The organism is Modestobacter sp. VKM Ac-2985 (assembly GCF_026967925.1).
In the GTDB taxonomy this organism is placed as follows: domain Bacteria; phylum Actinomycetota; class Actinomycetes; order Mycobacteriales; family Geodermatophilaceae; genus Modestobacter.
In genome coordinates, this window is record NZ_JAPVBI010000004.1 from 34,205 (window position 1) to 59,110 (window position 24,906).

Genomic DNA, 24,906 nt, shown 5'->3' on the forward strand with positions numbered 1-24,906 from the left:
GGGTCGACACCGGGTGCCCGGCTCATCCCTTGACCGCGCCCTGGAGCCCGCTCACGATGCGCCCCTGCATCGCGAGGAACAGGATGAGCGCCGGGATCATGGCGATGGTGGTGAACGCCAGCACCCCTGCGGTGTCGGCAGAGTACTGGGTCGAGAAGTCGGCCACGCCCAGCGGAAGGGTGCGCGTCTCGCCCCGCAGCAGGAGCAGCGGGAGGAGGTAGGCGTTCCAGGACGTGACGAAGGCCAGCACCCCGACCGTCACCAGTGCCGGCATCGACAGCGGGACCGCGATCCGCCAGAAGACGCCCACGCGGGTGGCGCCGTCGAGCATGGCCGCCTCCTCGAGCTCCTTGGGGAGCGCTGCCAGGAACGGCCGCAGGATCACGACCGTGACCGGCAGCGCGAACGCCGCCTGCGGCAGCGCGACGCCCCACCAGGTGTTGCCGAGCCCGAGGTCCTGCGTCACGAGGATGAACAGCGGGATGATCGCCACCGCGGCCGGGAAGAGCAGGCCCAGCACGAAGACCAGGAACAGCGGCTCCCGGAGCTTGAACTGGTAGCGCGCCAGGGGATAGGCGGCCATCACGCCGGCGAGCACCGCCACCACCGTGGTGATGAGGGCGATCGCGGTCGAGTTGAGCGTGTACTGCCAGAAGGCCGGGTTGCTCAGGACGTTGGTGTAGTTGCTGAACACCCACGGGTCGGGGAGTCCGGCGGGGTCGCTTGCCAGCTGGGCGTTGGAGCGGAAGCCGCCGAGGGCGCCGTAGACCACCGGCCCCAGCGTGACCGCCACGACCAGCAGTGCCACCAGGTAGACCAACGGGCCGCCTCGCCCGTACGCGGTCGCTCGCCGTGCCATCAGTGCTGTCCTCCTCTTGGTCCCTGCTGCACCCGGGTCACGCGTCGGCCTTCGTGTCGCGGCGCAGCACCAGGAACTGGTAGGCCAGCGCCATGACGAAGCCGATCAGGAAGAGCACGACGGATGCCGCACCCGCGATCCCGTAGTTGCTGCGCTGGGTGCCCATGCTGATCAGGTAGGTGACCATCGTGGTCGTGGCGTTCGCCGGGCCACCGCCGGTGAGGATCCAGACCATGTCGAACAGCTGCAGCGAGCCGATCATCGACAGGAAGACCCAGGTGCGGATGGTCGGCGCGAGGAGCGGGACGGCGATCCGGCGCTGGACCTGCCACCACGAGGCACCGTCCAGTTGCGCGGCCTCGTGCAGTTCGTCGGGGACGCCCTGCAGACCGGCGAGGAAGAGCAGCACGGCCAGGCCGAGGTACTTCCACGTCAGGACGACGAAGACGGTGGCCAGCGCGAGGTCGGGGGTGCCCAGGAACCCCTGCTCGGGGACCGGGATGCCGACCGACGACAGCGCCTGCTCGAGGATCCCGGAGCGGGGCTGCAGCAGCTGGAACCACACGACGCCGGCGATGACCTCGGCCAACACGTAGGGGACGAAGACGATCGTCCGCAGCAGCCCTCGCCCCTTGATGCGGCGGTTGAGCAGCAGCGCGAGCGCCAGGCCCAGCGGCAGCTGCACCGCGATCGACGCGAAGACGATGATGAAGTTGTGCATGACCGCGTCGGTGAACACGTCGTCGCGCAGCACGCGCAGGTAGTTCGCCAGGCCGACGAAGTCGTCCATCGGGCCGAAGCCCTGCCAGCTGTAGAGCGACATCCGGGCCGCGGAGAAGACCGGGTAGAGGACGAAGACGGCCATCAACGCCAGGGCCGGCGTCACGAACAGGAGGATCTCGAGGCGCTGCCGACGGAGCCCGCTCCGGCGACGGCCGGTCACCCGGGGGGCGTCTGCGCCGCCCCGGGTGACCGCTGCGCCGGGGGACGTCGCCGGCGGCGCAGCGGTCACTTCGGTCATCGGTGGATCACTTCTCCAGTTCGGCGGCCTGCATGGTCGCGTCCACGATGTCCTCCGGCGTCGCCTGGTCGGCGAACATGAGGGCGATCGAGTCGTTCATCGCGCCACCGATCGACGCCCCGAAGGCGGTGTCGAAGTAGAGCTGGATGTACGGGGACGCGTCGCGGACCTCGAGCAGCTGGGCGAGCGCCGGGTCGGAGACGGCGTCCGTGGCCGCCGGGTTGGTCGGGAGACCCATGTCGTTCTCCGCGAACCCGATCTGGACCTCGTCGGAGAGGAGGTACTCGACGAGGTCGACCGACCCCTCAGCAGCGCCGGTCGAGACGGCCCATGCGTCACCACCGCCGAGCTGTGCCGTGGGGTCGCCCGCGCCGCCCTCGATGGCCGGGAAGGCGAACCACCCGGTGTTCTCGCCGAGGCCCTCGCCGTCCTCGGTCAGGCCCTGCATCACGCCGGGCTCCCAGTGGCCGGCCAGCTCCATCGCGACCTGGTCGGTGGCGAGCAGACCGGAGGCCGAGGTGGCCCCCTCCTGCGCCGGGGTCGTGAGGAAGCCGGGGTTGAACGGCTCGGTGGCCAGCAGCTCCTGCAGCACCTCGCCGGCCTCCACGAAGCACTCGTCGGTGAAGTCGAGGCTGGTGACCGCGTCCTCGAGGACCTCCTGGCCACAGGCGCGCAGCGCCGTGTAGTACCAGTAGTGGGCGGCGGGCCACTTGTCGCCCGCGCCGACCGAGAGGGGCGTGATGCCCGCGGCCTTCAGCTGCTCGATGGCGGCGTAGAGGTCCTCCATCGTCTCCGGGGCCTCGGTGATGCCGGCCTGCTCGAAGAGCTCGGTGTTGTACCAGAAGCCGACGACGCCGACGGAGAACGGCAGCGCGTAGGTCTGGCCGTCGGCCTGCCACCCGGACACGTTGCCGCCGAGCTTCTCGATGGTGTCGGGGACCTCGTCGGAGAGGTCGGTGACCAGTCCGGCCTCCACGTGGTCGGCGAGCTCGCCGCCGCCGCGCTCCATGTACACGTCCGGCAGATCACCGCTCTGGAAGGCGGCCGCCAGTCGGTCGACCATGTCCTCGTGGGCCATGGCCTCGACCTCGACCTCGACCCCCGGGTTGGCCGCCTCGAAGTCCGCGGCCACCTGCTCGTAGAAGCCCCGGCCGGGCTCGTTGTTGGAGTTGTGCCACCAGGTGATCGTGTTGTCGTCACCCCCGGCTGCACTGGATTCCTCGCCGCCACCACAGGCAGTGGCCGTCAGCAGCACCGCGCTGCCGCACAGGACCGAGAGAGCTGTTCGCCCCGAACGCCGCATGTCTGACTCCTTCGTCACTTCGCACGCCGTCGTGGCGTGCAACACGTTTCCGAAGGTCGCAGCGAACACTTGCGTTGTCAATCGATGTCGATAACGATTTCGCACATGACCTCCGACACTGCCGTCACCGCGGTCCGCTCGATGGACGCCACCCTCACGGTCCGGCGGGCGGACGGTTCGCCCTGTGCCGACACCGAGGTGCTGGTCGAGCAGGTCCGGCACGAGTTCGCGTTCGGCAACATCGGGTTCGACTTCGTCGGCCTGGCCAACCAGGAGCAGGGGGTGGGCCGGGAGAACGTGTTCGGCGGCGCCGATCCAGCCGCCGCCGGACGGCTCGAGGAGCTGTTCCTCGACGTCTTCAACACCGCGACGCTGCCCTTCTACTGGGCCGGCTTCGAACCCGCGGAGGGCCGGCCGGACACCGCGCGGCTGCAGGCTGCGGCCCGGTGGTTCCGCGACCGGGGCGTGGCGGTCAAGGGCCACCCGCTGGTCTGGCACACGCTGGCCCCGGACTGGCTGCGGGAGCACACCGACGCCGAGGTCGAGGAGATCGTGCGCGCACGGGTACGGCGGGAGGTCAGCTCCTTCGCCGGCCTGGTCGACACCTGGGACGCGATCAACGAGGTCGTGATCATGCCGGTGTTCGCCAACGAGGAGCAGCAGAACGCGATCACGCGGCTGTGCCGCCGGATCGGACGGATCCCCACCATCCGGCTCGCGTTCGAGGAGGCGCACGGGGCGGACCCCGCCACGACGCTGGTCCTCAACGACTTCAACCTGGGCACGGCCTACGAGTGCCTGGTCGAGGGGGTCCTGGAAGCCGGGGTGCGGGTGGACGCGATCGGCCTGCAGAGCCACATGCACCAGGGCTACTGGGGCGAGGAGCGGACGCAGGAGGTCTGCGACCGGTTCGCCCGTTACGGGCTGCCGCTGCACTGGACCGAGACCACCCTGGTCTCCGGCGACCTCATGCCGCCCGAGATCGTCGACCTCAACGACCACCAGGTCGACGCATGGCCCTCCACGCCGGCCGGCGAGGAGCGGCAGGCCGACGACGTCGTCCGCCACTACCGGACGCTGCTGGCGCACCCGGCGGTGCAGGCCGTGACCTACTGGGGGATCACCGATCGGGGCGCCTGGCTGGGCGCGCCGGCGGGCCTGGTGCGCGCCGACGGCACACCGAAGCCGGCCTACGACGCCCTCCGCAGTCTGGTCAAGCAGGACTGGTGGCTCGCCCCGACCCGGCTGCGGACCGACGGCGAGGGCCGGGTGGCCGTGCGCGGCTGGGCCGGCGAGTACTCGGTCTCGGCGGCGGGCGGCACGGCCTCCTGGCAGCTGCGGCCTGACGCGCCGACGCCCGTGGTCACCCTCCCCTGACCGCACAGACCTCGGGGCCGGGGCAGGATGGAGCACCTGCCGCAGCCGTCCCCGGCACAGGCGGCTCCTCGGATCGCCGCACCAGCACACACGACACAGGACGGACTCTCGCAAGCATGGTCACGAACGCCGACAACGGCCCTGCGCTCTGGCGCGACCCGGACATCCGGGCCGAGGACAGGGTGGCGGACCTCCTCCGCCGGATGACGCTGGAGGAGAAGATCGCCCAGCTCTACGGCGTGTGGGTGGGCATCGACGCGACCGGGGGTGAGGTCGCCCCGCACCAGCACGAGATGGCCGCGGCGCCGGTGGACTGGGACGAGCTGATCCGCAGCGGACTCGGCCAGCTGACCAGGCCGTTCGGCACGGCACCGGTGGACCCGCTGGTGGGGGCCAAGGGGCTGGCGGAGAGCCAGCGGCAGATCATGGCCGCCGGCCGCTTCGGCATCCCCGCGCTGGTGCACGAGGAGTGCCTCACCGGGCTGGCCGCGTGGACGGCGACCGTCTTCCCCTCTCCGCTGTGCTGGGCGGCCAGCTTCGACCCGGAGCTCGTGCAGCGCATGGGCGCCCTCATCGGGGACAACATGCGCCGGCTCGGCGTCCACCAGGGGCTGGCCCCGGTGCTCGACGTCGCCCGCGACCTGCGCTGGGGCCGGGTCGAGGAGACCATGGGCGAGGACCCGCACCTGGTGGGCACGATCGGCAGCGCCTACGTCCGCGGCCTGGAGTCCAGCGGCATCGTCGCGACGCTCAAGCACTTCGTCGGCTACTCCGCCTCACGGGCCGGCCGCAACCTCGCGCCGGTCTCCGCCGGGCCGCGGGAGATCGCCGACGTGTTCCTCCCGCCGTTCGAGATGGCCCTCAAGGCCGGGGCGCGGTCGGTCATGAACTCCTACACCGACATCGACGGGGTGCCCTCGGCAGGGGACCCGGCACTGCTGACGTCGCTGCTCCGCGAGGCCTACGGGTTCACCGGGACCGTCGTCGCCGACTACTTCTCGATCGCCTTCCTCCAGGCCCTGCACGGTGTCGCCGGCTCGCCGGGGGAGGCCGCCGGGCTCGCCCTCGAGGCCGGGATCGACGTGGAGCTGCCCACGGTGAGCTGCTTCGGCCAGCCCCTGGTCGACGCGGTCCGCAGCGGTGCGGTGGACGAGGCACTGGTCGACCGGGCGCTGCGCCGCGTGCTGCTGCAGAAGTGCGAGCTCGGCCTGCTCGACGCCGACTGGTCGCCGGACGCGCCGGCGGTCCTGGACGGGGCCGTCGCGCTCGACTCCGCCGAGTCGCGGGCAGTGGCCGGCGAGCTCGCCCGCCGCTCGACCGTGCTGTTGGCCAACGACGGGACGCTGCCCCTGCGACCCGCGGCGAAGCTGGCGGTGGTGGGTCCCCGCGCCGACACCGCCCAGGCGATGCTCGGCTGCTACTCCTTCCCGATGCACGTGGGCGTGCACCACCCGGACGTGGCGGTGGGCGTCGACATCCCGACGCTCGCCGAGGCGCTGAAGGCCGCGCCGGAGGCCTACGACGTCGTCGTGGCGCAGGGCTGCCCGGTGGTGGGCGGGGACGACGACTCGATCGCGGCCGCTGCGCGCGCTGCGGCCGAGGCCGACGTGTGCGTCGCCGTCCTCGGCGACCAGGCGGGCCTGTTCGGCAACGGCACCTCCGGTGAGGGCTGCGACGCCGTCGACCTCCGGCTCCCGGGCCGCCAGGAGGAGCTGCTGGAGGCGCTGCTGGCGACCGGCACCCCGGTGGTCCTCGTCCTGCTGGTCGGCCGTCCCTACGAGCTGTCCCGTCAGATCGACCGGCTCGCCGCGGTCGTGTGCGGCTTCTTCCCCGGCGAGGAGGGGGGCCCCGCCCTCGCCGACGTCCTCAGCGGACGGGTCTCCCCGTCGGGTCGGCTGCCGGTCAGCTTCCCCCGCACCGGCAGCAGCCAGCCCGGGACCTACCTCGCCGCGGCCCTCGGCCGGCTCACCGACGTGAGCAGTGTCGACCCGACGCCGCTGTTCCCGTTCGGGCACGGTCTGGGGTACGGCGCAGCGACCTGGGGCGACGTCCGGCTGGGCACCGGCGCGGAGTGGGACACCGCCGGGACCAGCGAGGTGACGGTCGAGCTGCGCAACGACACCGACCGGGAGGTCACCGAGGTGGTGCAGGTGTACCTGCACGACGTGGCCGCCGACGTGGTCCGGCCCGTGCAGGCACTGGTGGCCGCCCAGCGGGTCGACCTCGCGGCGGGCGGTGCGGCGACCGTGCGCTTCCGGCTGCACGCCGACCTCACCTCCTTCACGGGCCGCGACGGCGCACGCATCGTCGAGCCGGGCGAGGTGGAGCTCCGGGTGGGCGCGTCGAGCACCGACGTGCGGCAGGTCCTCCGGTGCACCCTCACCGGCAGCCGCCGCACCGTCGGGTTCGAGCGGCAGCTGCACCCCGAGACGGTGGTCGAGCAGCGGCACGGCGGCTGATGCCGCACACCGACCTCCCCCTGGAGGAACTCCGGCGCTACACCCCGCACCTGCCCGCGCCGGAGGACCTCCAGGACTTCTGGGACGCCACCCTGACGGAGGCCGGACAGTGGCCACTGGACGCGTCCTGGACACCGGTCGACTCCGGGCTGGTGACCGTCGAGACCTTCGACGTGTCGTTCGCCGGTGCGGGTGGCTCGCCGGTGCGCGCCTGGCTGCACCTGCCGGCCCGTGCGCTGCGCGGGGACGGGCGGTTGCCCGGGGTGGTCCAGTTCCAGGGCTACAACGGCGGCCGCGGGCTGCCGCACGAGCACGTCTTCTGGGCCTCGGCGGGGTTCGCCCACCTGGTGGTCGACACCCGTGGTCAGGGCAGCGGCTGGACGGTGGGGGACACCGGTGACCCGGTGGGCTCGGCCGCCGCGCAGCCGGGGTTCCTGACCCGGGGGGTGCTGTCGCCGCACGAGTACTACTACCGGCGGGTGTACACCGACGCCGTCCGGGCCCTGGACGTGCTGCGCGGCCATCCGGAGGTCGACGGCGACCGGGTCGCGGTGACCGGCACCAGCCAGGGCGGTGGGATCGCGCTGGCCGTCTCGGCGTTCGCGCCGGGGGTGCGGGCGGTCATGCCCGACGTGCCGTTCCTCTGCGACTTCCCACGTGCCACGCGCATCGCCCCGGGCGATCCGTACGGGGAGATCGTCCGGTACCTCAAGGCCCACCGCGACCACGGGGACCGCGTCTTCGCGACGTTGAGCTACTTCGACGCTGCGGTGCTCGCCCGCCGGGCCTCGGCTCCGGCCCTGTTCTCCGTGGCGCTCATGGACCAGATCTGCCCGCCGTCCACGGTGTTCGCGGCCTACCACGCGTACGGCGGCCCCAAGGAGATCCGGGTCTACCCGTACAACGACCACGAGGGCGGCGAGGTCCACCAGCAGCGGGAGCAGCTCACCTGGCTGCGCGACCTGCTCCGGGTGCCCGGCCCGGTGGTGGCCGAGCCGGCCACCACACACTCGAAGGGGAACTGATGCTCCGCGCACGTCTCACGCTGGACCCGGCGCGCTCGGTGGGCCCGGTGTCCCGGCGGCTCTTCGGCGCCTTCGTCGAGCACATGGGCCGTGGGGTGTACGGCGGCATCCACTCGCCGGAGCACCCGACGGCGGACGAGGACGGGTTCCGCCGGGACGTGATCGAGCTGGTCAGGGAGCTGGGGGTGACGACGGTCCGGTACCCCGGGGGCAACTTCGTCTCCGGTTTCCGGTGGGAGGACAGCGTCGGGCCGCGCAGCCAGCGCCCCGTGCGGCTCAACCTGGCCTGGCACAGCACGGAGACCAACGAGGTCGGCCTGCACGAGTTCGCCTCGTGGCTGGAGAAGGTCGACGCCGAGCTGATGCTCGCGGTTAACCTCGGCACCCGAGGCACCCTCGAGGCGCTCGACCTGCTGGAGTACACCAACGTGCCCGCCGGCACGGCGCTCGCGGAGCAGCGGATCCGCAACGGGCGCGCGCAGCCGTTCGACGTGCGGATGTGGTGCCTGGGCAACGAGATGGACGGTCCCTGGCAGCTCGGCCAGCGGTCCGCCGAGGACTACGGCAAGCTCGCCGCCCAGACCGCCAAGGCCATGCGCCAGGTCGACCCCGACCTGGAGCTCGTCGCCTGCGGCTCCTCGGGCGCGGGCATGCCCACCTTCGGGGAGTGGGAGCGGGTCGTGCTCACCCACGCCTACGACGACGTGGACTTCATCTCCTGCCACGCCTACTACGAGGAGAAGGACGGCGACCTGGACTCGTTCCTGGCCTCCGCGACCGCCACCGACCACTTCATCGAGACGGTCGTCGCCACGGCCGACCACGTGGGGTCGGTGCGCAGGAGCTCGAAGCGGATGGAGATCTCCTTCGACGAGTGGAACGTCTGGTACGCCTCGAGGGTCCAGGCGGGCCTGCCGAAGCGGATCGACGACTGGCCGGTCGCGCCGGCCATCAGCGAGGAGCCCTACACCGTGGCGGACGGAGTCGTCGTCGGGAACGTCCTGATGTCGCTGATCCGCCACGCGGACCGCGTGACCAGCGCCTCGATGGCCCAGCTGGTCAACGTGATCGCGCCGATCGCCGCCGAGCCGCAGGGGCCGGCGTGGCGCAAGTCGACGTTCTTCCCCTTCGCCACCACCGCCCGGCTGGCGCGTGGCACCGCCCTCCAGGTGGAGGTCGACGGCCCGGGCCACGTCACCGCCGAGCACGGTGAGGTGCCCCTGGTCGACGCTGCGGCCACCGCCGACGTCGACGCGGGCGTGGCGGCGCTGTTCCTGGTGAACCGGTCGCAGACCGAGGACGCAGAGGTCTCCGTGGACGTGTCGGCGCTCGGCGTGGGCACCGTCGAGGAGGCGCTGACGCTGTCCGACCCGGACCCGCACGCCGCCAACACCAGCGCGCAGCCGGCGCGGGTCGGGTTGCGGCCGAACCTGCGGGTGACGGTGGCGGACGGCACCCTGCGCATCACGCTGCCGCCCGTCTCGTGGACGGCGGTGTCCCTGCGCTGAGCACGGCCGCCGGGACCTGCGAGGGCGGGCAGTCCCGGCGCCCGGCCTCCCGGGGGCTCAGCTGGGGCGGGCGGTGGACGCCCGGAGCACCAGGTGCGTGGCCAGCTCGACCCGCTGGGTCTCCAGCCGGGCGCCGGTGATGAGGTCGTGGAGCATGCGGCCGGCCATGCGCCCCATGTCGGCCAGGGGTTGCCGCACGGTGGTCAGCGGCGGTGAGGACCACCGGGCCATCGGCAGGTCGTCGAAGCCGATCACGCTCACGTCGCCCGGTACGGACAGGCCGGCCTTGCGTGCGGCCTCCAGCACGCCGAAGGCCTGCTCGTCGCTGCCGGCGAAGACGGCGGTGGGGCGATCGGTCAGCCCCAGCACCACCTGCGCCTGCTCGTACCCGCCCGCGTGGTGGAAGTTGCCGTGCCGGACCAGCGCCGGGTCGAAGGGGATGCCGGCCCGATCGAGGGCCGCCCGGTAGCCGTCGATGCGTGCCCGGCTGCAGAGGTAGTCCTCCGGCCCGCCGATCACGGCGATCCGGCGGTGCCCGAGCTCGATCAGGTGGTCGGTCGCGGCGAGGCCGCCGGACCAGTTGGTGGCACCGACGCTGGGCACCTCCTGACCGGGCGTGTCGACCGGGTCGATGACGACGACCGGCAGCTTGCCGCCGCCCAGCCGCCGCTGGTCGGCCGCGGTCAGGCGGGAGGTGACCACGATGGCGCCCTGGCGACCCCCGGTGATCAGCTCCTGGACCCAGTCCCCGGCGGAGGACCGGGTCGTGACCACGACCTCGAGGTCGGCCTCGGTCACGCCCCGCAGGATCTCCATCGCCCACGGGCTGTCCAGCGCGGTGAAGACCACGTCGACGAGTGGGCGGGCCGGCGGCCTGGGCGACAGGGGGACGTACTCGTACTGCTCGAGGACCTGCTGGACGTGTGCCCGGGTGGCGGCCGCGACGTCCTGCTTGCCGTTGAGCACCTTGGACACCGTCGGCAAGGACACCCCCGCTGCGGCGGCGATCACCGCCAGGGTGGGTCGGTTCGGCTGCTGTGTCACGGGGCCTCCTGGGTCGTGCCGCGATGCCTGGCCCGGCTGGACGCCGGGTGCCGGCCCGGGTGATCGTAACTTCGACCCGCTTTTCTCGAAAGAGTTTCGGAGCCTGTGCACCCGCAGGGGTCCTCGGCGTGCCTCTCGGCCGCGACGGAGGCGATCGAACGGCGGGCGGAGTGGGGGTCTGCCTCGGTGGCGTCCGCGCATTGACGGGTTCGAGTGGCGCCGTTGACACGGAACTCACCGCGTCTTACGTTGTCGAAAACCGCCCGCAACTTTCGGGCCGCACTGCTGGAACGGTAGGTCGATCGGGGTCGCTGACTCCCGGCCGGCCGGCGGGGTGACACTGTCGGTGTCGTCCTCGCCGGCGAGGAACTGATCGCCCGTCGCAGCACCCGCCGGCTCGGTCCCACGCCGTCCGGCGGGGACGTCGTCTCCTGCTCCAGAGTCCTTGAGAGGAACCGCCCGATGCCCGATCTCACGCCCACCCGCGAGGACAAGTTCACCTTCGGCCTGTGGACCGTCGGCTGGCCGGCCGCGGACCCGTTCGGCACCGCCACCCGTGAGCCGGTGGACGTCGTCGAGTCGGTGCACCGCCTCGCCGAGATCGGTGCCTACGGCGTCACCTTCCACGACGACGACGTGATCCCCTTCGGCAGCGACACCGCTGCCCGGGACGCGCACATCAAGCGCTTCCGCGCCGCGATCGACGAGACCGGCCTGGTCGTCCCGATGGTGACCACCAACCTGTTCACCCACCCGGTGTTCAAGGAGGGTGGCCTGACCGCCAACGACCGCGAAGTGCGTCGCTATGCGATGCGCAAGGTCATGCGGAACATGGACCTGGCGGCCGAGCTGGGCGCGCAGACCTACGTGCTGTGGGGCGGCCGTGAGGGCGCCGAGGTCGACATGGCCAAGGACCTGATCGCCGCGCTGGACCGCTACGCCGAGTCCATCGACACCCTGGCCGCCTACTCGGAGGCCCGCGGCTACGGCCTGAAGTTCGCCCTGGAGCCCAAGCCGAACGAGCCCCGCGGCGACATCTTCCTGCCCACGATCGGGCACGCCCTGGGCTTCATCGCCAAGCTCGAGCACTCGCACCTGGTGGGCCTGAACCCGGAGACCGGGCACGAGCAGATGGCGAACCTGAACTTCACCCACGGCATCGCCGAGGCGCTGTGGGCCGGCAAGCTGTTCCACATCGACCTCAACGGCCAGCACGGCCCGAAGTTCGACCAGGACCTGGTCTTCGGTCACGGCGACCTGCTGCAGGCCTTCTCCACCGTCGACCTGCTGGAGAACGGCGGCGTCGACGGCGCCCCGGCCTACGACGGCCCGCGGCACTTCGACTACAAGCCGCTGCGCACCGAGGACATGGACGGCGTGTGGCGCTCGGCCGCGGCCAACATCCGCACCTACCTGCTGCTCAAGGAGCGCGCCGCGGCGTTCCGGGCCGACCCGGAGGTGCAGGAGGCGCTGGCCGCTGCGCGGGTGCCCGAGCTGCGCCAGCCCACCCTCGCCGCCGGCGAGACCTTCGAGGACCTGCTGGCCGACCGCTCCGCGTTCGAGGACTTCGACGCCGAGGCCGTGGCCAAGCGCGGTGCGGGCGTCGTCCGGGTCGACCAGCTGATGATCGAGCACCTGCTCGGCGCCCGCTGAGCTGACCGGCGACCGCAGAGAGCAGCAGGAGCAGGTCATGACACTGGTGGCGGGGGTCGACTCGTCGACCCAGTCGTGCAAGGTCGTCGTCCGGGACGCCGAGACGGGTCGTCTGGTCCGGGAGGGCAGGGCGAGCCACCCGGAGGGCACCGAGGTCGACCCCGCCGCCTGGGAGGCGGCGCTGCGGACGGCGATCGACGAGGCCGGTGGCCTCGCCGACGTCGCCGCGGTCGCCGTCGGCGGGCAGCAGCACGGGATGGTGTGCCTGGACTCCGACGGCGAGGTCGTCCGTCCGGCGCTGCTGTGGAACGACACCCGCTCCGCCCAGGCCGCCACCGACCTCACCGCCGAGCTCGGCGGCGGGCAGGCGTGGGCCGACGCCGTCGGCCTGGTGCCGGTGGCGTCGTTCACCGTCACCAAGCTGCGCTGGCTGGCCGAGCACGAGCCGGAGAACGCGGCCCGGACGGCGGCGGTCTGCCTCCCGCACGACTGGCTCACCTGGCGGCTGGCCGGCTCGTCCGGACTGGACGCCCTGGTCACCGACCGGGGCGACGCCAGCGGCACCGGCTACTGGTCCCCGTTCACCGGGGAGTACCGGACCGACCTGCTGGAGCGGGCGTTCGGCGGCCGCACCCCGGTGCTGCCCCGTGTCCTCGGCCCGGCCGACCGGGCCGGCGTCGTGGCGGCGGGTGCGCTCGCCGCCGACGGCGGCGCCGTCCTCGGTCCGGGGACCGGCGACAACGCCGCCGCGGCGCTCGGCATCAACGCCGAGCCCGGCGACGTCGTCCTCTCCATCGGCACCTCCGGTGTCGTCTCCACCGTCTCCACCACCCCGTCGGCCGACCCGAGCGGCACCGTCGCCGGGTTCGCCGACGCCACCGGCAACTTCCTGCCCCTGGTCGTCACGCTCAACGCCGCCCGGGTGCTGGACGCGACGGCCCGCCTCCTCGGGGTGGACCACGACGAGCTGTCCCGGCTGGCGCTGACCGCGCCCGCCGGCTCCGGCGGCCTGGTCCTGGTCCCCTTCCTGGAGGGGGAGCGGACGCCGGACAAGCCGCACGCCACCGGTGCGCTGCACGGGCTGACCCTGTCGACGGCCGATCCCGCGCACCTGGCGCGCGCCGCGGTGGAGGGGCTGCTGTGCGGCCTGGCCGACGGGCTCGAGGCGATCGCCGCCCAGGGCAACCCGGTGCGCCGGGTGCTCCTGGTCGGTGGCGGCGCGCGCTCCGAGGCAGTGCGCCGGCTGGCCCCTGCGGTGCTCGGCGTGCCGGTGCTGGTGCCGCCGCCGGGGGAGTACGTCGCCGACGGTGCCGCCCGCCAGGCGGCGTGGGTGCTCGCCGGTGGGGACGCCCCGCCGACCTGGCCCGCCACCAGCACGCAGACCTACCAGGCGGACCCGGTCCCGTTCGTGCGCGAGCGGTACGCCGAGGTCCGGGAGATGACCGCCGACCGCGGGTGAGCTCCCGACGCCGCCGCGAGGCGGTGGAACATGCACGGCACCACCACGTCCACGGCACCACCCACTCGGATCGTCCGGCACGTTCCTGCCGGTAGGAGGACACCATGGCCACCGTCACCTTCGACTCTGCGACGCGGATCTACCAGGGGGGCGAGCGACCTGCGGTCGACTCGCTGGACCTGAAGGTCGAGGACGGTGAGTTCCTCGTGCTGGTCGGTCCGTCGGGCTGCGGGAAGTCGACCTCGCTGCGGATGCTCGCCGGCCTGGAGGAGGTCGACGGGGGTCGCATCCTCATCGGGGACCAGGACGTGACCGACGTGGCGCCGAAGGACCGGGACATCGCGATGGTCTTCCAGAACTACGCGCTGTACCCGCACATGAGCGTCGCGGACAACATGGGCTTCGCGCTGAAGATCGCCGGGATGGGCAAGGAGGAGCGCCGGGAGCGGGTCGTCGAGGCGGCGAAGCTGCTGGACCTGGAGCCCTACCTGGACCGCAAGCCGAAGGCGCTGTCCGGTGGTCAGCGGCAGCGGGTGGCGATGGGTCGGGCGATCGTGCGCAAGCCGCAGGTGTTCCTGATGGACGAGCCGCTGTCGAACCTGGACGCGAAGCTGCGGGTGCAGACGCGCACCCAGATCGCGTCGTTGCAGCGCCGGCTGGGCATCACCACCGTCTACGTCACCCACGACCAGGTCGAGGCGATGACGATGGGCGACCGGGTCGCGGTGCTGAAGGACGGCCTGCTAATGCAGGTCGGTGCGCCCCGCGAGCTCTACGACCGACCGGCGAACGCCTTCGTGGCCGGCTTCATCGGCTCCCCGGCGATGAACCTGCTCGAGGTGCCGGTCGTCGACGGCGGTGTCCGGTTCGGCTCGGCGGTGCAGCCGGTGGCGCGCGACGTGCTGGGTGCCGAGCCCAGGGTCACGCTCGGGGTGCGTCCCGAGGACCTCGACCTCTCCGCCGAGGGTCTGCCGGTGGAGATCGACGTGGTCGAGGAGCTCGGCGCAGACGCGTACCTGTACGGCCGGGCCCTGTTCGAGGACGTGGAACAGCCGATCATCGCCCGGGTCGACGGCCGTCGTCCCCCGCGCGCAGGTGACGTCGTCCACCTGACGGCCCGCCCGGACCACGTGCACGTGTTCTCCCTCGACTCCGGGGCGCGTCTGGGATGACGGTCCTCCCCACCGGAGAGCAGTTCACCCTCCGCTGCGCCGGCGCTGAGGCGACCGTGGTCGAGGTCGGCGGCGGGCTGCGCTCCTACCAGGCCGCCGGCCGGGCCCTCGTGGACGGCTACGCGGAGCACGAGATGGCCGACGTCGTCCGGGGGCACGTGCTCGTGCCCTGGCCGAACCGGCTGGCCGACGGCTGCTACACCTGGGACGGCCAGGAGCACCGGACGCCGCTGACCGAGCCGGAGCAGGCCAACGCGATCCACGGCCTGGTGCGCTTCTCGGCCTGGCAGGTGGTCGACCGGAGCAGCGACGCCATCACGCTGGAGCACCTGCTGCACCCCCAGCCCGGCTACCCGTTCGCGCTGCGCCTCCAGGTGGCCTACGAGCTGTCGACCGAGGGGCTGCGGGTCACCACGACCGCCGTCAACGAGGGGGCGGTCGCACTGCCCTACGGCGAGGGGCACCACCCCTACCTGGCCGCCGGGCCAGGGCTGCTCGTGGACGACTGCGTGCTGGACGCGCCGGGGCGGACCCGGCTGGAGACCGACCGGCGGGGGATCCCCACCGGTTCGGTGCCGGTGGCCGGTACCCCCTATGACCTGCGCGGCGGCCGGGCGGTCGGGGACCTGGTCATCGACCACGCCTTCACCGACCTCGAGCGGGACGCCGACGGGCTGGCCTGGGTGCGGTTCACCGGCCCGGACGGGCGTGGCGCTGCGCTCTGGCTGGACGCGGCCTACAGCCACCTGCAGCTGTTCACCGGCGACGTGGTGCCCGAGCCGCGCCGCCGGCAGGGTCTGGCGGTCGAGCCGATGACCTGCCCGCCGAACGCCTTCGCCACCGGGGAGTCGGTGATCCGCCTGGAGCCGGGGGAGTCCACCACGGCCACCTGGGGCCTCACGCCCCTGGGCTGAGCCGATCGACCACCTCTCCCGCCGCCGGAGCGGGAGAGGTGGCACGGGCTCCGTAGACTCGATCGAGGTGTGCGGCGACCCGTGCACCGCATCGATCGAGGAGAGTGTTGTGGCCGTCCGAGCCATCCGCGGTGCGACCCAGGTGGGAGCCGACGACCGGGACGAGGTCCTGGACGCCACCCGGGAGCTGGTGAGCACCGTCCTGGCGCGCAACGAGCTGGACCCCGCCGACCTGATCAGCATCCTGTTCACCGCCACTCCCGACCTGGTGTCGGAGTTCCCGGCGCTGGCTGCGCGGGAGCTGGGGCTCGGCGACGTCCCGCTGATGTGCGCCACCGAGATCGCCGTGCCGCACGCGCTGCCGCGGGTGCTGCGGCTGATGGCGCACGTGGAGACGGAACGGAGCCGCGCCGAGGTGCAGCACGTGTACCTGCGCGGAGCGGTCGCCCTGCGCCGGGACATCGCACAGTGAGCGGGTTCCGCGGCCAGGTGACCCTGGACGGGCCGTCGGGCACGGGGAAGTCCAGCGTCGCCCGGGACGTCGCCTCCCGGCTGGGTGCGGCCTACCTGGACACCGGCGCCATGTACCGGGCGGCGACCGTAGCAGTGCTCGACGCCGGGGTCGACCTGACCGATCCGGACGCCGTGACCCGCGCCGTCGCCTCCGCCGACATCCAGGTGGGGACGGCGTCCGGTGCGGAGCTGGTGCTGGTCGACGGCGTCGACGTCGCCACGCGGATCCGGGGTGCCGAGGTGACCCGTACGGTGTCGCCGGTCTCCGCCGTCCCCGCGGTGCGCCGGATGCTGGTGGACCGGCAGCGCGCGCTGGTCGCCGAGGCCGATGCGGTCGTCGTCGAGGGCCGGGACATCGGCACCGTCGTCCTGCCGGACGCCACCGTGAAGGTCTACCTGACCGCCGCGCCCGAGGCCCGCGCCCAGCGGCGGGCCGGTCAGCTCGGGGTCACCGACCCCACCAAGATCGCCGAGATCGCCGCCGACCTGCGGCGCCGCGACGAGTACGACAGCAGCCGGGCAGACAGCCCGCTGCGCCCAGCTGTCGACGCCGTGGTCGTCGACAGCACCGGGCTGGACCGTGATGCCGTGGTCGAGCGTGTGCTCGACCTGGCGCGCACTGCAGTAGGAGCAGCATGAGCATGGACACCGACATCCCCGGCGGCCTGACGCCTGACGACGGCGAGCCCACCGGCCCGCTCCCGGTGGTGGCCGTCGTGGGGCGCCCGAACGTCGGCAAGTCGACGCTGGTCAACCGGTTCCTGGGCCGTCGCGCCGCCGTCGTCCAGGACATCCCGGGCGTCACCCGGGACCGCATCCCGTACCAGGCGCTGTGGAACGGCAAGAACTTCACGGTCGTCGACACCGGCGGCTGGGAGCCGAAGGCGACCGGCATGGCCGCCGCCATCGCCCGGCAGGCCGAGTACGCGATGAAGACCGCCGACGTCATCGTGCTGGTCGTGGACGCCGCGGTCGGCGTGACCGAGACCGACCTGGCCGCCGCGAGGGTGCTGCGCCGCAGCACCACGCCGGTGATCCTCGTCGCCAACAAGGTGGACGACGAGCGGGGCGAGGCGAACGCCGCTGAGCTCTGGTCGCTGGGCCTGGGTGAGCCTTTCTCGGTCAGCGCACTGCACGGCCGGGGGAGCGGTGACCTGCTCGACCTCGTGCTGGACGCGATGCCGGACGCGCCCCGCGAGCAGGAGGGCCTGGGCGGCCCCCGCCGGGTGGCCCTCGTCGGCCGTCCGAACGTCGGCAAGTCCAGCCTGATCAACCGGCTGTCCAAGGAGGAGCGCTCGGTCGTGGACTCGGTGGCCGGCACCACGGTCGACCCGGTCGACTCCCTGGTCACCCTGGGCGCTGAGCAGTGGCGGTTCGTCGACACCGCCGGGCTGCGCCGCAAGGTCAACACCGCCAGCGGCACCGAGTACTACGCCAGCCTGCGCACCGAGGCCGCCATCGAGGCCGCCGAGGTCGCCGTGGTGCTGCTGGCCGCCGACGAGGTGATCAGCGAGCAGGACCAGCGGGTGATCACCCAGGTGATCGAGGCCGGGCGGGCGCTGGTCATCGCCTTCAACAAGTGGGACAACGTCGACGAGGACCGGCACGCCCAGCTGGAGAAGGAGATCGACCGCGACCTGGCCCGGATCAAGTGGGCCACCCGGGTCAACATCTCGGCGACCACCGGTCGCGGGGTGAACAAGCTGGCCGGTCACCTGAAGACGGCGCTGGCCGGCTGGGAGACCCGGGTGCCCACCGCGGAGCTCAACACCTTCATCCGCGCGCTGGTGCAGGAGACCCCGCCGCCGGCCCGCGGTGGCCGTGCCCCGAAGATCAAGTACGTGACGCAGGCGGACATCCGGCCGCCGCGGTTCGTGGTGTTCTCCACCGGCTTCCTGGAGGCCGGGTACCGGCGGTTCCTGGAGCGGAAGCTGCGCGAGCAGTTCGGCTTCCACGGGACGCCGATCGACGTCTCGATCAAGGTCCGCGAGAGCAAGGCGCGCGACCGCAAGGGCTGACCCGGCCCACGGGGCGGCGGACCGGGTGCGGTAACCTTCTCGGGCAGCATCCGGGGCCGCGAGGCACCTGGTGCTCGGGCTGTAGCGCAGCTTGGTAGCGCACTTGACTGGGGGTCAAGGGGTCGCAGGTTCAAATCCTGTCAGCCCGACAGTGGAGCAGGTCAGAGGCGGGTCGACCAACAGGTCGGCCCGCCTCTTGCGTGCTCACGGAACCGGGCTTGCGGACTGCACCCGTCATCGGCCGAGCGCCGGAGCGACGGTCACGTGGCGCATGTCGAGGCTCGCCCGGCCGCTCGACTGCAGCAGCGGCACCAGGCGGGGCAGTCCGTGGCGGACTGCGACGGTCAGCGCCGACGGGGGCGAGCAGGTCCTCGATCGCCTGCGTCCGGCGGCTCCTGGCCAGGCCCGGGGGCCCGGTCCTCGAGCTGGTCGGGCTCTCACCCAGGCTGGTGGCTCGACTTTTGGTCAACTAAGTTGACCCGGGAAGCGCGCCCGCGCATCCGTCGGGCGCACCGACGGATGGAGTCCCATGGCAGGCACAGCGGCAGCACTCACGGCGAACAGCACGGTCGGCGACTGGCTGGACCACCCCGAGGGTGGGCAGCTGCTGCGCGGGCTGCTCGCGCAGAGCGGGATGGACGCCGATCGGCTGACCCCGGTCCGGGGCTTCGCGCTGCAGCAGCTGGTGGAGCTGAGCCAGGGTGCCGTCACCCAGGACGTCGTCGACGACCTGGTGCTGCGCGCGAACGGCGGGGTCGCCCCCGAGGACACCGGTGAGGTCGCCGGCTGGCGCGAGCGGATCGTGCCGGGCCGCTTCGACGGCCGCACGGTGGTCGTCACCGGTGCCGCATCGGGCATCGGCCGCGCCACCGCCTCGCGCATCGCCCGGGAGGGCGGGACCGTGGTGGCGGTCGACCTGGCGGCCGAACCACTGCAGGCGCTCGCCGACGAGCTGGGGGAGCGTGTGACGCCGGTGGTCGGCGACATCACCCGGGTCGAGGACGTCGAGCGGATCGTCGCTGCCGCGAACGGACAGGTGCACGGGCTGGCCAACGTCGCCGGCGTGGCCGACGACTTCACGCCGGTCCACGAGGTGTCCGACGCGGTCTGGGAGCGGTGCTTCCGGGTCAACGTCGACGGCTCGTTCCGGCTGATGCGTGCGGTGCTGCCGGCGATGCTGGCCGCCGGCCGCGGCTCGATCGTCAACGTCGCCTCGGAGGCGGCGCTGCGGGGCTCGGCGGCGGGGGCGGCCTACACCGCGTCGAAGCACGCCGTGGTCGGCCTGACCCGGAGCGCTGCGTTCATGTACGGGCCGCAGGGCATCCGCGTGAACGCCGTCGCCCCCGGTGGTGTGGCCACGGGGATGCGGCCGACCTCCGCGTCGGAGTTCGGTCAGGGGCGCATCGCGCCGCTGATGGCGCTGATCCCGCCGGTGGCGACCGCGGAGCAGCTGGCGGCGTCGATCACGTTCCTGCTCAGCGACGACGGGGTCAACCTCAACGGCGCGATCCTGCCCTCCGACGGCGGCTGGTCGGTCCAGTAGTCGCGGGTCACCGCTGCGGCGTGAGCAGCTCCTGGAGCAGCGCGCCGTAGCGGTGCACCACGTCCTGCCGGTCGGCGGCGGCCAGCCGGTCGTCGCCGACCACCCACAGGGCGTAGAGCAGCCCGCCGACCAGGGACGCGGCCAGCCGTGCCCGCAGGTCGGCGTCCGGTCCGGACAGTCGGGCGCGCAGCGGTGCGACGAAGGCGGCCTCGTGCGAGGCGGCCAGCCGGGCGGCGATCTCCGGTTCGGTGCTGCCGCGCACCAGCGCCAGGAAGACCCCACGGGTGGGTCGGTCGGCCTCCAGGAGGAGGTCGATGAAGCGTTGGCCGAGCTGCTCGACCGGCACGTCGAGCAGCGGCTCGTCGTCGATCGACAGGTGCACGGTCTCCAGGAACAGCAGCTCCTTCGTGCCGAACTGGCGGATCACCACCGCCGGGTCGACGTGGGCCTGGGCGGCGATGTCCCGCACCGACGTCCTCGCGTAGCCGCGCTCCCGGAACAGCTCCCCGGCGGCGGTGCGGATGGCCGTGCGGACCAGCGTCCCCGAGCGCCTTGCTGCCACCCGGTGATCCTAGGGCCAGCTGCGAGCGGCATCGTCCGAAGGCCGCTCCGCTGCGACCAGGGCCCTGCCGGGGACGGTGCCGCAGGGGCGTCACGCCCTGTGTGGCAACTGGTGGCAATCGGTGTCCTCGCCCCGGGGTGGTTGCCACCATGCTCGTCATGCAGCCCCTCGATCCCGCCGTGTCGGCTGGGCCGTCGTTCCTCCGGGGTGACCCGGACCCGCGACCGACGGGCACGGTGCGATGACCACGTACACCGAGGAGTACCGGGCCCTGGTGGCGCAGACCGGCGGTGGTCAGGTGACCGAGGCCTTCCGCCGGGAGGTCGCCGCGGCCGTCGGCCCCGGAGGGCTCATCTCGGAGCCGGCCCAGCTGCGCACGTACGAGTGCGACGGGCTGACCGGGTACCGCGTCGTCCCCGCCCTGGTCGTGCTGCCGGTGACCACGGAGGAGGTGGCCGCCGTCGTCCGGGCGTGCGCACGTCACCGAGTCCCGTTCGTGGCCCGCGGTGCGGGCACGGGTCTGTCCGGCGGGGCCCTGCCCGTGGCCGACGGCATCGTGATCGGGCTGGCCCGGATGCGCGCGATCAGGTCGGTGGACGTCGCCGACCAGCGCGCCGTCGTGCTGCCCGGGGTGACCAACGCCGAGATCTCGGCCGCGGTGGCCCAGCACGACCTCTACTTCGCGCCGGACCCCTCCAGCCAGGTGGTCTGCACCATCGGCGGCAACGTGGCCGAGAACTCCGGCGGCGCGCACTGCCTGAAGTACGGCTTCACCACCAACCACGTGCTGGCGCTGACCTTCGTCAGCCCGGACGGGGAGGTGGTGACCCTGGGCGGCGACGCCCCGGACCAGGTCGGACCGGACCTGCGCGCCGTCGTCCTCGGCTCCGAGGGCACCCTCGGCATCGTCACGGAGGTCACCGTGCGGCTGCTCCGCCGTCCCGAGGCCGTGCGGACCCTGGTGGCCGACTTCCCCGACCCCGGGTCCGCAGGCGACGCGGTGAGCGACATCATCGCCGCCGGGATCATCCCCGCGGCCGTGGAGATGCTCGACGAGCTCGCCATCGAGGCCTGCGAGAAGGCCGTCCAGGCCGGCTACACGCTCGGCTGCCCGGCTGCGCTGGTGGTGGAGCTGGACGGCGTGGGCGCCGAGGTGGACGAGGAGTTCCAGCGGGTCCAGGAGATCTGCCGCGCCAACGCCAGCACCAACATCCGGATCGCCGACGACGCGGGGGAGCGCGCCCGCATCTGGAAGGGCCGCAAGGCCGCCTTCGCGGCGATGGGCCGGATCAGCCCGGACTACTTCGTGCAGGACGGCGTGATCCCGCGGACCAAGCTCGGGAGCACCCTGACCCGGATCCGGGAGATGTCGGACGCGGCCGGCCTGCGCGTGGCCAACGTGTTCCACGCCGGCGACGGGAACCTGCACCCCCTGGTCCTCTACAACGGCGCGGTGGCCGGCGAGGCCGAGCGAGCCGAGCACCTGGCCACCGCCATCGTCGAGCTGTGCGTGGAGCAGGGCGGGTCGATCACCGGCGAGCACGGCGTCGGCAGCGACAAGGCCTGCTCGATGACGGCGATGTTCGGGCCCGAGGACCTCACGGTCATGGCCCGGGTCCGTGCCGCGTTCGACCCGCAGGGCATCTGCAACCCCGGCAAGGTGCTGCCGACGCCGCGGCTCTGCGGGGAGCGCCCCGGGCCCTACCGACCCCACCCGCTGGAGGCAGCGGGCCTGATCGAGCGGATGTGAGCGTGACGCAGACCCACGGCACCGGCGTCGTCGAACGGCCGGGATCGGTGGCCGAGGCCGCGGAGCTCCTCCGCGGTTCCACCGGCCCCGTGGTGTTCCGGGGTGCCGGGACCAAGCAGGCCTGGGCGGGACGCCCCGACCAGGCGGCCCTGGTCGTCGAGACCGGTGGCCTGGCGCAGGTGCTCGCCCACAACCCCTCCGACATGACGGTCGCCGTCGGCGCCGGCCTGCCGTTGCGCGACCTGCAGACGCTCCTCGGTGGGGCGGGACAGTGGCTCGCCCTCGATCCCGACACCGAGGCCGCCGGGGCGACCGTGGGCGGTCTGCTCGCCACGGGTGACTCGGGGCCGCGCCGGCTGCGCTACGGAGCCCTGCGCGACCTCGTCATCGGGGTGACCCTCGTGCTGTCGGACGGCCTCGTGGCCCGGGGTGGCGGGACGGTGATCAAGAACGTCGCCGGCTACGACCTGCCCAAGCTCCTGTACGGCTCCCTGGGGACGCTGGGCCTGGTCGCCGAGGTCGTGCTCCGGCTCCACCCGTTGCCCAGCGCCAGTGCGACGGTGACCGCGCCCGTGCCGATCGGACCCGCCGTCGACCTGGCCCTGCGGCTGCGCGCCTCGGCGCTGGAGCCGGCCGCCGTGGACTGGGCGGACGTCGACGGCGGTCTGCTCGCCGTCCGGTTCGAGGGCACCGAGGACGGCGTGGCCGCCCGGCGCCCGGCGGTGCTGGACCTGCTCGGTGCGGGTGCCGGCTGGCACACCGGGTCGGCCGAGGACGACGTCTGGCTGCGGCTGGTGGGGGAACGCCGTGCGGAGGACGGCACGACGGTCGTCGGCGCCGGCTCACGCCCCAGCGCCACCGCGGACGTCGCCCGGGCGCTCGTGCAGGCGGGCGAGGCGTCCGGCGTGCGCACCCGCTTCGCCTCGCAGCCGGCCCTGGGGCTGCACACCGCCCGCTTCGACGGGGCCCCCGCGGCGGTCGGCTCCGCGGTGACCGACTGGCGGGAGCGGGTGCAGGCGCAGGGCGGGACGGTGCTGCTGCGCGATCGCCCGGCGGCCGTCGACGGCGGACTCGATGCGCTCGGCCCACCCCCGTCCTCGGTCAGCCTGCTGCGCGACCTGCACCGACGGCTCGACCCCCAGGGGCGGTGCGCCCCGGGCCGCCTCGGCTCGTGGCTGCCGTCCCCGACTGCCGGAGAGGACTCCGCGACATGACCTCCCCCGATCCCACCTCCCAGGCCGATCTGCACCCGGAGGTCGACGCGCTCGCCGCCGCCGGACAGGGCTCCGGCATCTTCGACGAGCACCACCCGCCCGCCGACGAGCTCATCTCCGACTGCGTGCACTGCGGCTTCTGCCTGCCCACCTGCCCGACCTACGCCCTCTGGGGCGAGGAGATGGACTCCCCGCGCGGCCGCATCCACCTGATGAAGATGGGCAAGGAGGGCGCGGTCGAGCTCGACGACACCTACGCGCAGCACTTCGACGCCTGCCTGGGCTGCATGGCCTGCGTCACCGCCTGCCCCTCCGGGGTGCAGTACGACAAGCTCATCGAGGCGGTCCGGCCGCAGCTCGAGCGCAACCACCGGCGCTCGCTGCCGGACCGGCTCTTCCGCGGGATGATCTTCATCCTCTTCCCGTACCCGAGCCGCCTGCGGGTGGCCGCCGTCCTCGGGGAGCTGTACCGGCGGCTGGGCGTGCGCAGCCTGGTGCACCGCACGGGAGCGATCAGGCTGCTGCCCGCGCGGCTGCAGGCGGTCGAGGCGCTGATGCCGCCTGCACAGCTGCGGCACCTCGCGACCCGCACCCCGGCGGTCACGCCGGCGGTGGGGACGACGCGGCGCCGGGTCGGCTTCCTCACCGGCTGCGTGCAGCGGGTCTTCTTCGCCGACGTCAACCAGGCCACCGTCCGCGTGCTCACCGCGGAGGGGTGCGAGGTGGTCGCGCCGGCGTCCCAGCGGTGCTGTGGCGCCCTGAGCGAGCACGCCGGCCGGGAGCCCGAGGCGCTGCAGCGGGCACGCGAGCTGATCGACGCGTTCGCCGACGCCGAGGTCGACACGATCGTCTCGAACGTGGCCGGGTGCGGCTCCAGCCTCAAGGAGTACGGCCGGCTGCTGCGGGACGACCCGGAGTACGCCGAGCGGGCCGCCGCCTTCTCCGCCAAGGTGCGCGACGTCTCCGAGCTGCTGGCCGAGCTGGAGCCGGTCGCACCACGGCACCCGATCGAGGCCCGGGTCGCCTACCACGACGCCTGCCACCTGGGTCACGCCCAGGGGGTGCGCAGCCAGCCGCGGGAGGTGCTGCGGAGCATCCCGGGCCTGCAGGTCACCGACATCCCCGAGGCGGAGATCTGCTGCGGCTCGGCCGGCATCTACAACCTGGTCAACCCGGAGCCCGCGGAGGAGCTCGGCCGGCGCAAGGTCGAGCACGTGCTGTCGGTCCAGCCGGACGCGCTGGCCACGGCCAACCCCGGCTGCCTGCTGCAGATCCGCCGCTACTGGCCGGGGGAACTGCCCATGTTCCACCCGGTCGAGCTGCTGGACGCCTCCATCCGGGGGGTCGACCCGGTCGCGGCCGCCGGGAGCCGGGGCCGGCCCGCCCTCGACGCCCGGACCAGCGAGCCAGGCACCTTCTGAGCCATGCTCGTCCGCAGGGCCCCGCTCGACAGCGCGCCCTGCACCAGCAGATCGACCAGCGGGACCACGGTCCCGGGATGACGGAGAGATG

20 protein-coding genes and 1 tRNA gene are annotated in these 24,906 nt (G+C 73.1%); 16 read left to right on the forward strand and 5 right to left on the reverse strand.

Annotated features, from left to right (window positions below; genetic code table 11):
• Nucleotides 1–22: 22 nt before the first annotated feature.
• From O2V61_RS22020 to O2V61_RS22030, 3 genes are read right to left on the reverse strand one after another with little or no spacing between them, the layout of a single operon-like run.
• Nucleotides 23–859: a carbohydrate ABC transporter permease gene (locus tag O2V61_RS22020; protein WP_269185420.1), complete on the reverse strand. Its 837-nt coding sequence runs from the start codon at nucleotides 857–859 to the stop codon at nucleotides 23–25.
• Nucleotides 860–896: 37 nt separating this feature from the next.
• A complete protein-coding gene (locus tag O2V61_RS22025; protein ID WP_269185421.1) occupies nucleotides 897–1,880 on the reverse strand; it encodes a carbohydrate ABC transporter permease in 984 nt (327 codons plus the stop codon).
• Nucleotides 1,881–1,887: 7 nt separating this feature from the next.
• Entirely contained in the window at nucleotides 1,888–3,183 is a 1,296-nt protein-coding gene (locus O2V61_RS22030) for an ABC transporter substrate-binding protein (protein WP_269185422.1), read from the reverse strand.
• A gap of 105 nt (nucleotides 3,184–3,288) precedes the next feature.
• Here O2V61_RS22030 and O2V61_RS22035 point away from each other — a divergent pair, with 105 nt between their 5' ends.
• From O2V61_RS22035 to arfA, 4 genes are all read left to right on the forward strand, one after another.
• On the forward strand, nucleotides 3,289–4,560 hold the full coding sequence (locus O2V61_RS22035; protein ID WP_269185423.1) for an endo-1,4-beta-xylanase: 1,272 nt from the start codon (nucleotides 3,289–3,291) through the stop codon (nucleotides 4,558–4,560).
• A gap of 116 nt (nucleotides 4,561–4,676) precedes the next feature.
• Nucleotides 4,677–7,019, forward strand: coding sequence for a glycoside hydrolase family 3 N-terminal domain-containing protein (locus tag O2V61_RS22040; RefSeq protein ID WP_269185424.1), 2,343 nt, complete (start codon nucleotides 4,677–4,679; stop codon nucleotides 7,017–7,019).
• Entirely contained in the window at nucleotides 7,019–8,044 is a 1,026-nt protein-coding gene (locus tag O2V61_RS22045; RefSeq protein ID WP_269185425.1) for an acetylxylan esterase, read from the forward strand. Before O2V61_RS22040 ends, O2V61_RS22045 begins: the two co-directional genes overlap by 1 nt.
• Entirely contained in the window at nucleotides 8,044–9,552 is a 1,509-nt protein-coding gene (arfA, locus tag O2V61_RS22050; protein ID WP_269185426.1) for an arabinosylfuranosidase ArfA, read from the forward strand. Before O2V61_RS22045 ends, arfA begins: the two co-directional genes overlap by 1 nt.
• 57 nt (nucleotides 9,553–9,609) lie before the next feature.
• On the opposite strand, the gene O2V61_RS22055 is transcribed toward arfA, so the two are convergent.
• On the reverse strand, nucleotides 9,610–10,596 hold the full coding sequence (locus O2V61_RS22055) for a LacI family DNA-binding transcriptional regulator (RefSeq protein ID WP_269185427.1): 987 nt from the start codon (nucleotides 10,594–10,596) through the stop codon (nucleotides 9,610–9,612).
• A 462-nt stretch (nucleotides 10,597–11,058) separates the two neighbouring features.
• On the opposite strand from O2V61_RS22055, the gene xylA reads away from it, so the two are divergent.
• From xylA to O2V61_RS22100, 9 genes are all read left to right on the forward strand, one after another.
• On the forward strand, nucleotides 11,059–12,249 hold the full coding sequence (gene xylA / locus O2V61_RS22060; protein ID WP_269185428.1) for a xylose isomerase: 1,191 nt from the start codon (nucleotides 11,059–11,061) through the stop codon (nucleotides 12,247–12,249).
• A gap of 37 nt (nucleotides 12,250–12,286) precedes the next feature.
• On the forward strand, nucleotides 12,287–13,708 hold the full coding sequence (gene xylB / locus O2V61_RS22065) for a xylulokinase (protein ID WP_269185429.1): 1,422 nt from the start codon (nucleotides 12,287–12,289) through the stop codon (nucleotides 13,706–13,708).
• Nucleotides 13,709–13,812: 104 nt separating this feature from the next.
• Nucleotides 13,813–14,880: an ABC transporter ATP-binding protein gene (locus O2V61_RS22070; RefSeq protein ID WP_269185430.1), complete on the forward strand. Its 1,068-nt coding sequence runs from the start codon at nucleotides 13,813–13,815 to the stop codon at nucleotides 14,878–14,880.
• Nucleotides 14,877–15,794, forward strand: a complete 918-nt coding sequence (locus O2V61_RS22075) for an aldose 1-epimerase family protein (protein ID WP_269185431.1) — start codon at nucleotides 14,877–14,879, stop codon at nucleotides 15,792–15,794. Before O2V61_RS22070 ends, O2V61_RS22075 begins: the two co-directional genes overlap by 4 nt.
• A 109-nt stretch (nucleotides 15,795–15,903) precedes the next feature.
• Nucleotides 15,904–16,266: a chorismate mutase gene (gene aroH / locus O2V61_RS22080; protein ID WP_269185432.1), complete on the forward strand. Its 363-nt coding sequence runs from the start codon at nucleotides 15,904–15,906 to the stop codon at nucleotides 16,264–16,266.
• Entirely contained in the window at nucleotides 16,263–16,946 is a 684-nt protein-coding gene (cmk, locus tag O2V61_RS22085; RefSeq protein WP_269185433.1) for a (d)CMP kinase, read from the forward strand. The genes aroH and cmk overlap by 4 nt, the downstream gene beginning before the upstream one ends.
• A complete protein-coding gene (gene der, locus O2V61_RS22090) occupies nucleotides 16,943–18,325 on the forward strand; it encodes a ribosome biogenesis GTPase Der (protein ID WP_269185434.1) in 1,383 nt (460 codons plus the stop codon). The genes cmk and der overlap by 4 nt, the downstream gene beginning before the upstream one ends.
• A gap of 75 nt (nucleotides 18,326–18,400) precedes the next feature.
• Nucleotides 18,401–18,474 (forward strand) — tRNA-Pro (locus tag O2V61_RS22095).
• A gap of 380 nt (nucleotides 18,475–18,854) precedes the next feature.
• Entirely contained in the window at nucleotides 18,855–19,868 is a 1,014-nt protein-coding gene (locus O2V61_RS22100; protein ID WP_269185435.1) for an SDR family NAD(P)-dependent oxidoreductase, read from the forward strand.
• 7 nt (nucleotides 19,869–19,875) lie between these two features.
• Here the strand turns inward: O2V61_RS22100 and O2V61_RS22105 are convergent, their stop codons facing one another.
• Nucleotides 19,876–20,430, reverse strand: a complete 555-nt coding sequence (locus tag O2V61_RS22105) for a TetR/AcrR family transcriptional regulator (RefSeq protein WP_269185436.1) — start codon at nucleotides 20,428–20,430, stop codon at nucleotides 19,876–19,878.
• 241 nt (nucleotides 20,431–20,671) lie between these two features.
• Between O2V61_RS22105 and O2V61_RS22110 the strand changes: the two genes are divergently transcribed.
• From O2V61_RS22110 to O2V61_RS22120, 3 genes are read left to right on the forward strand one after another with little or no spacing between them, the layout of a single operon-like run.
• On the forward strand, nucleotides 20,672–22,180 hold the full coding sequence (locus O2V61_RS22110) for an FAD-linked oxidase C-terminal domain-containing protein (protein WP_269185437.1): 1,509 nt from the start codon (nucleotides 20,672–20,674) through the stop codon (nucleotides 22,178–22,180).
• A gap of 2 nt (nucleotides 22,181–22,182) precedes the next feature.
• Nucleotides 22,183–23,394 carry an FAD-binding oxidoreductase gene (locus O2V61_RS22115; protein ID WP_269185438.1) on the forward strand — a complete coding sequence of 404 codons (1,212 nt, stop codon included), beginning with the start codon at nucleotides 22,183–22,185 and terminating at the stop codon, nucleotides 23,392–23,394.
• Nucleotides 23,391–24,815 (forward strand): (Fe-S)-binding protein, encoded by a 1,425-nt coding sequence (locus O2V61_RS22120; RefSeq protein WP_269185439.1) that lies wholly within the window; start codon nucleotides 23,391–23,393, stop codon nucleotides 24,813–24,815. The genes O2V61_RS22115 and O2V61_RS22120 overlap by 4 nt, the downstream gene beginning before the upstream one ends.
• Nucleotides 24,816–24,906 lie beyond the last annotated feature (91 nt).

Excerpts from the sequence above, each read along its gene's own strand:
- O2V61_RS22020 (WP_269185420.1), bottom strand. The coding sequence starts at position 859 with ATGGCACGGCGAGCGACCGCGTACGGGCGAGGCGGCCCGTTGGTCTAC.
- O2V61_RS22025 (WP_269185421.1), bottom strand. The coding sequence starts at position 1,880 with ATGACCGAAGTGACCGCTGCGCCGCCGGCGACGTCCCCCGGCGCAGCG.
- O2V61_RS22030 (WP_269185422.1), bottom strand. The coding sequence starts at position 3,183 with ATGCGGCGTTCGGGGCGAACAGCTCTCTCGGTCCTGTGCGGCAGCGCG.
- O2V61_RS22035 (WP_269185423.1), top strand. The coding sequence starts at position 3,289 with ATGACCTCCGACACTGCCGTCACCGCGGTCCGCTCGATGGACGCCACC.
- O2V61_RS22040 (WP_269185424.1), top strand. The coding sequence starts at position 4,677 with ATGGTCACGAACGCCGACAACGGCCCTGCGCTCTGGCGCGACCCGGAC.
- O2V61_RS22045 (WP_269185425.1), top strand. The coding sequence starts at position 7,019 with ATGCCGCACACCGACCTCCCCCTGGAGGAACTCCGGCGCTACACCCCG.
- arfA (WP_269185426.1), top strand. The coding sequence starts at position 8,044 with ATGCTCCGCGCACGTCTCACGCTGGACCCGGCGCGCTCGGTGGGCCCG.
- xylA (WP_269185428.1), top strand. The coding sequence starts at position 11,059 with ATGCCCGATCTCACGCCCACCCGCGAGGACAAGTTCACCTTCGGCCTG.
- xylB (WP_269185429.1), top strand. The coding sequence starts at position 12,287 with ATGACACTGGTGGCGGGGGTCGACTCGTCGACCCAGTCGTGCAAGGTC.
- O2V61_RS22070 (WP_269185430.1), top strand. The coding sequence starts at position 13,813 with ATGGCCACCGTCACCTTCGACTCTGCGACGCGGATCTACCAGGGGGGC.
- O2V61_RS22075 (WP_269185431.1), top strand. The coding sequence starts at position 14,877 with ATGACGGTCCTCCCCACCGGAGAGCAGTTCACCCTCCGCTGCGCCGGC.
- der (WP_269185434.1), top strand. The coding sequence starts at position 16,943 with ATGAGCATGGACACCGACATCCCCGGCGGCCTGACGCCTGACGACGGC.
- O2V61_RS22100 (WP_269185435.1), top strand. The coding sequence starts at position 18,855 with ATGGCAGGCACAGCGGCAGCACTCACGGCGAACAGCACGGTCGGCGAC.
- O2V61_RS22110 (WP_269185437.1), top strand. The coding sequence starts at position 20,672 with ATGACCACGTACACCGAGGAGTACCGGGCCCTGGTGGCGCAGACCGGC.
- O2V61_RS22120 (WP_269185439.1), top strand. The coding sequence starts at position 23,391 with ATGACCTCCCCCGATCCCACCTCCCAGGCCGATCTGCACCCGGAGGTC.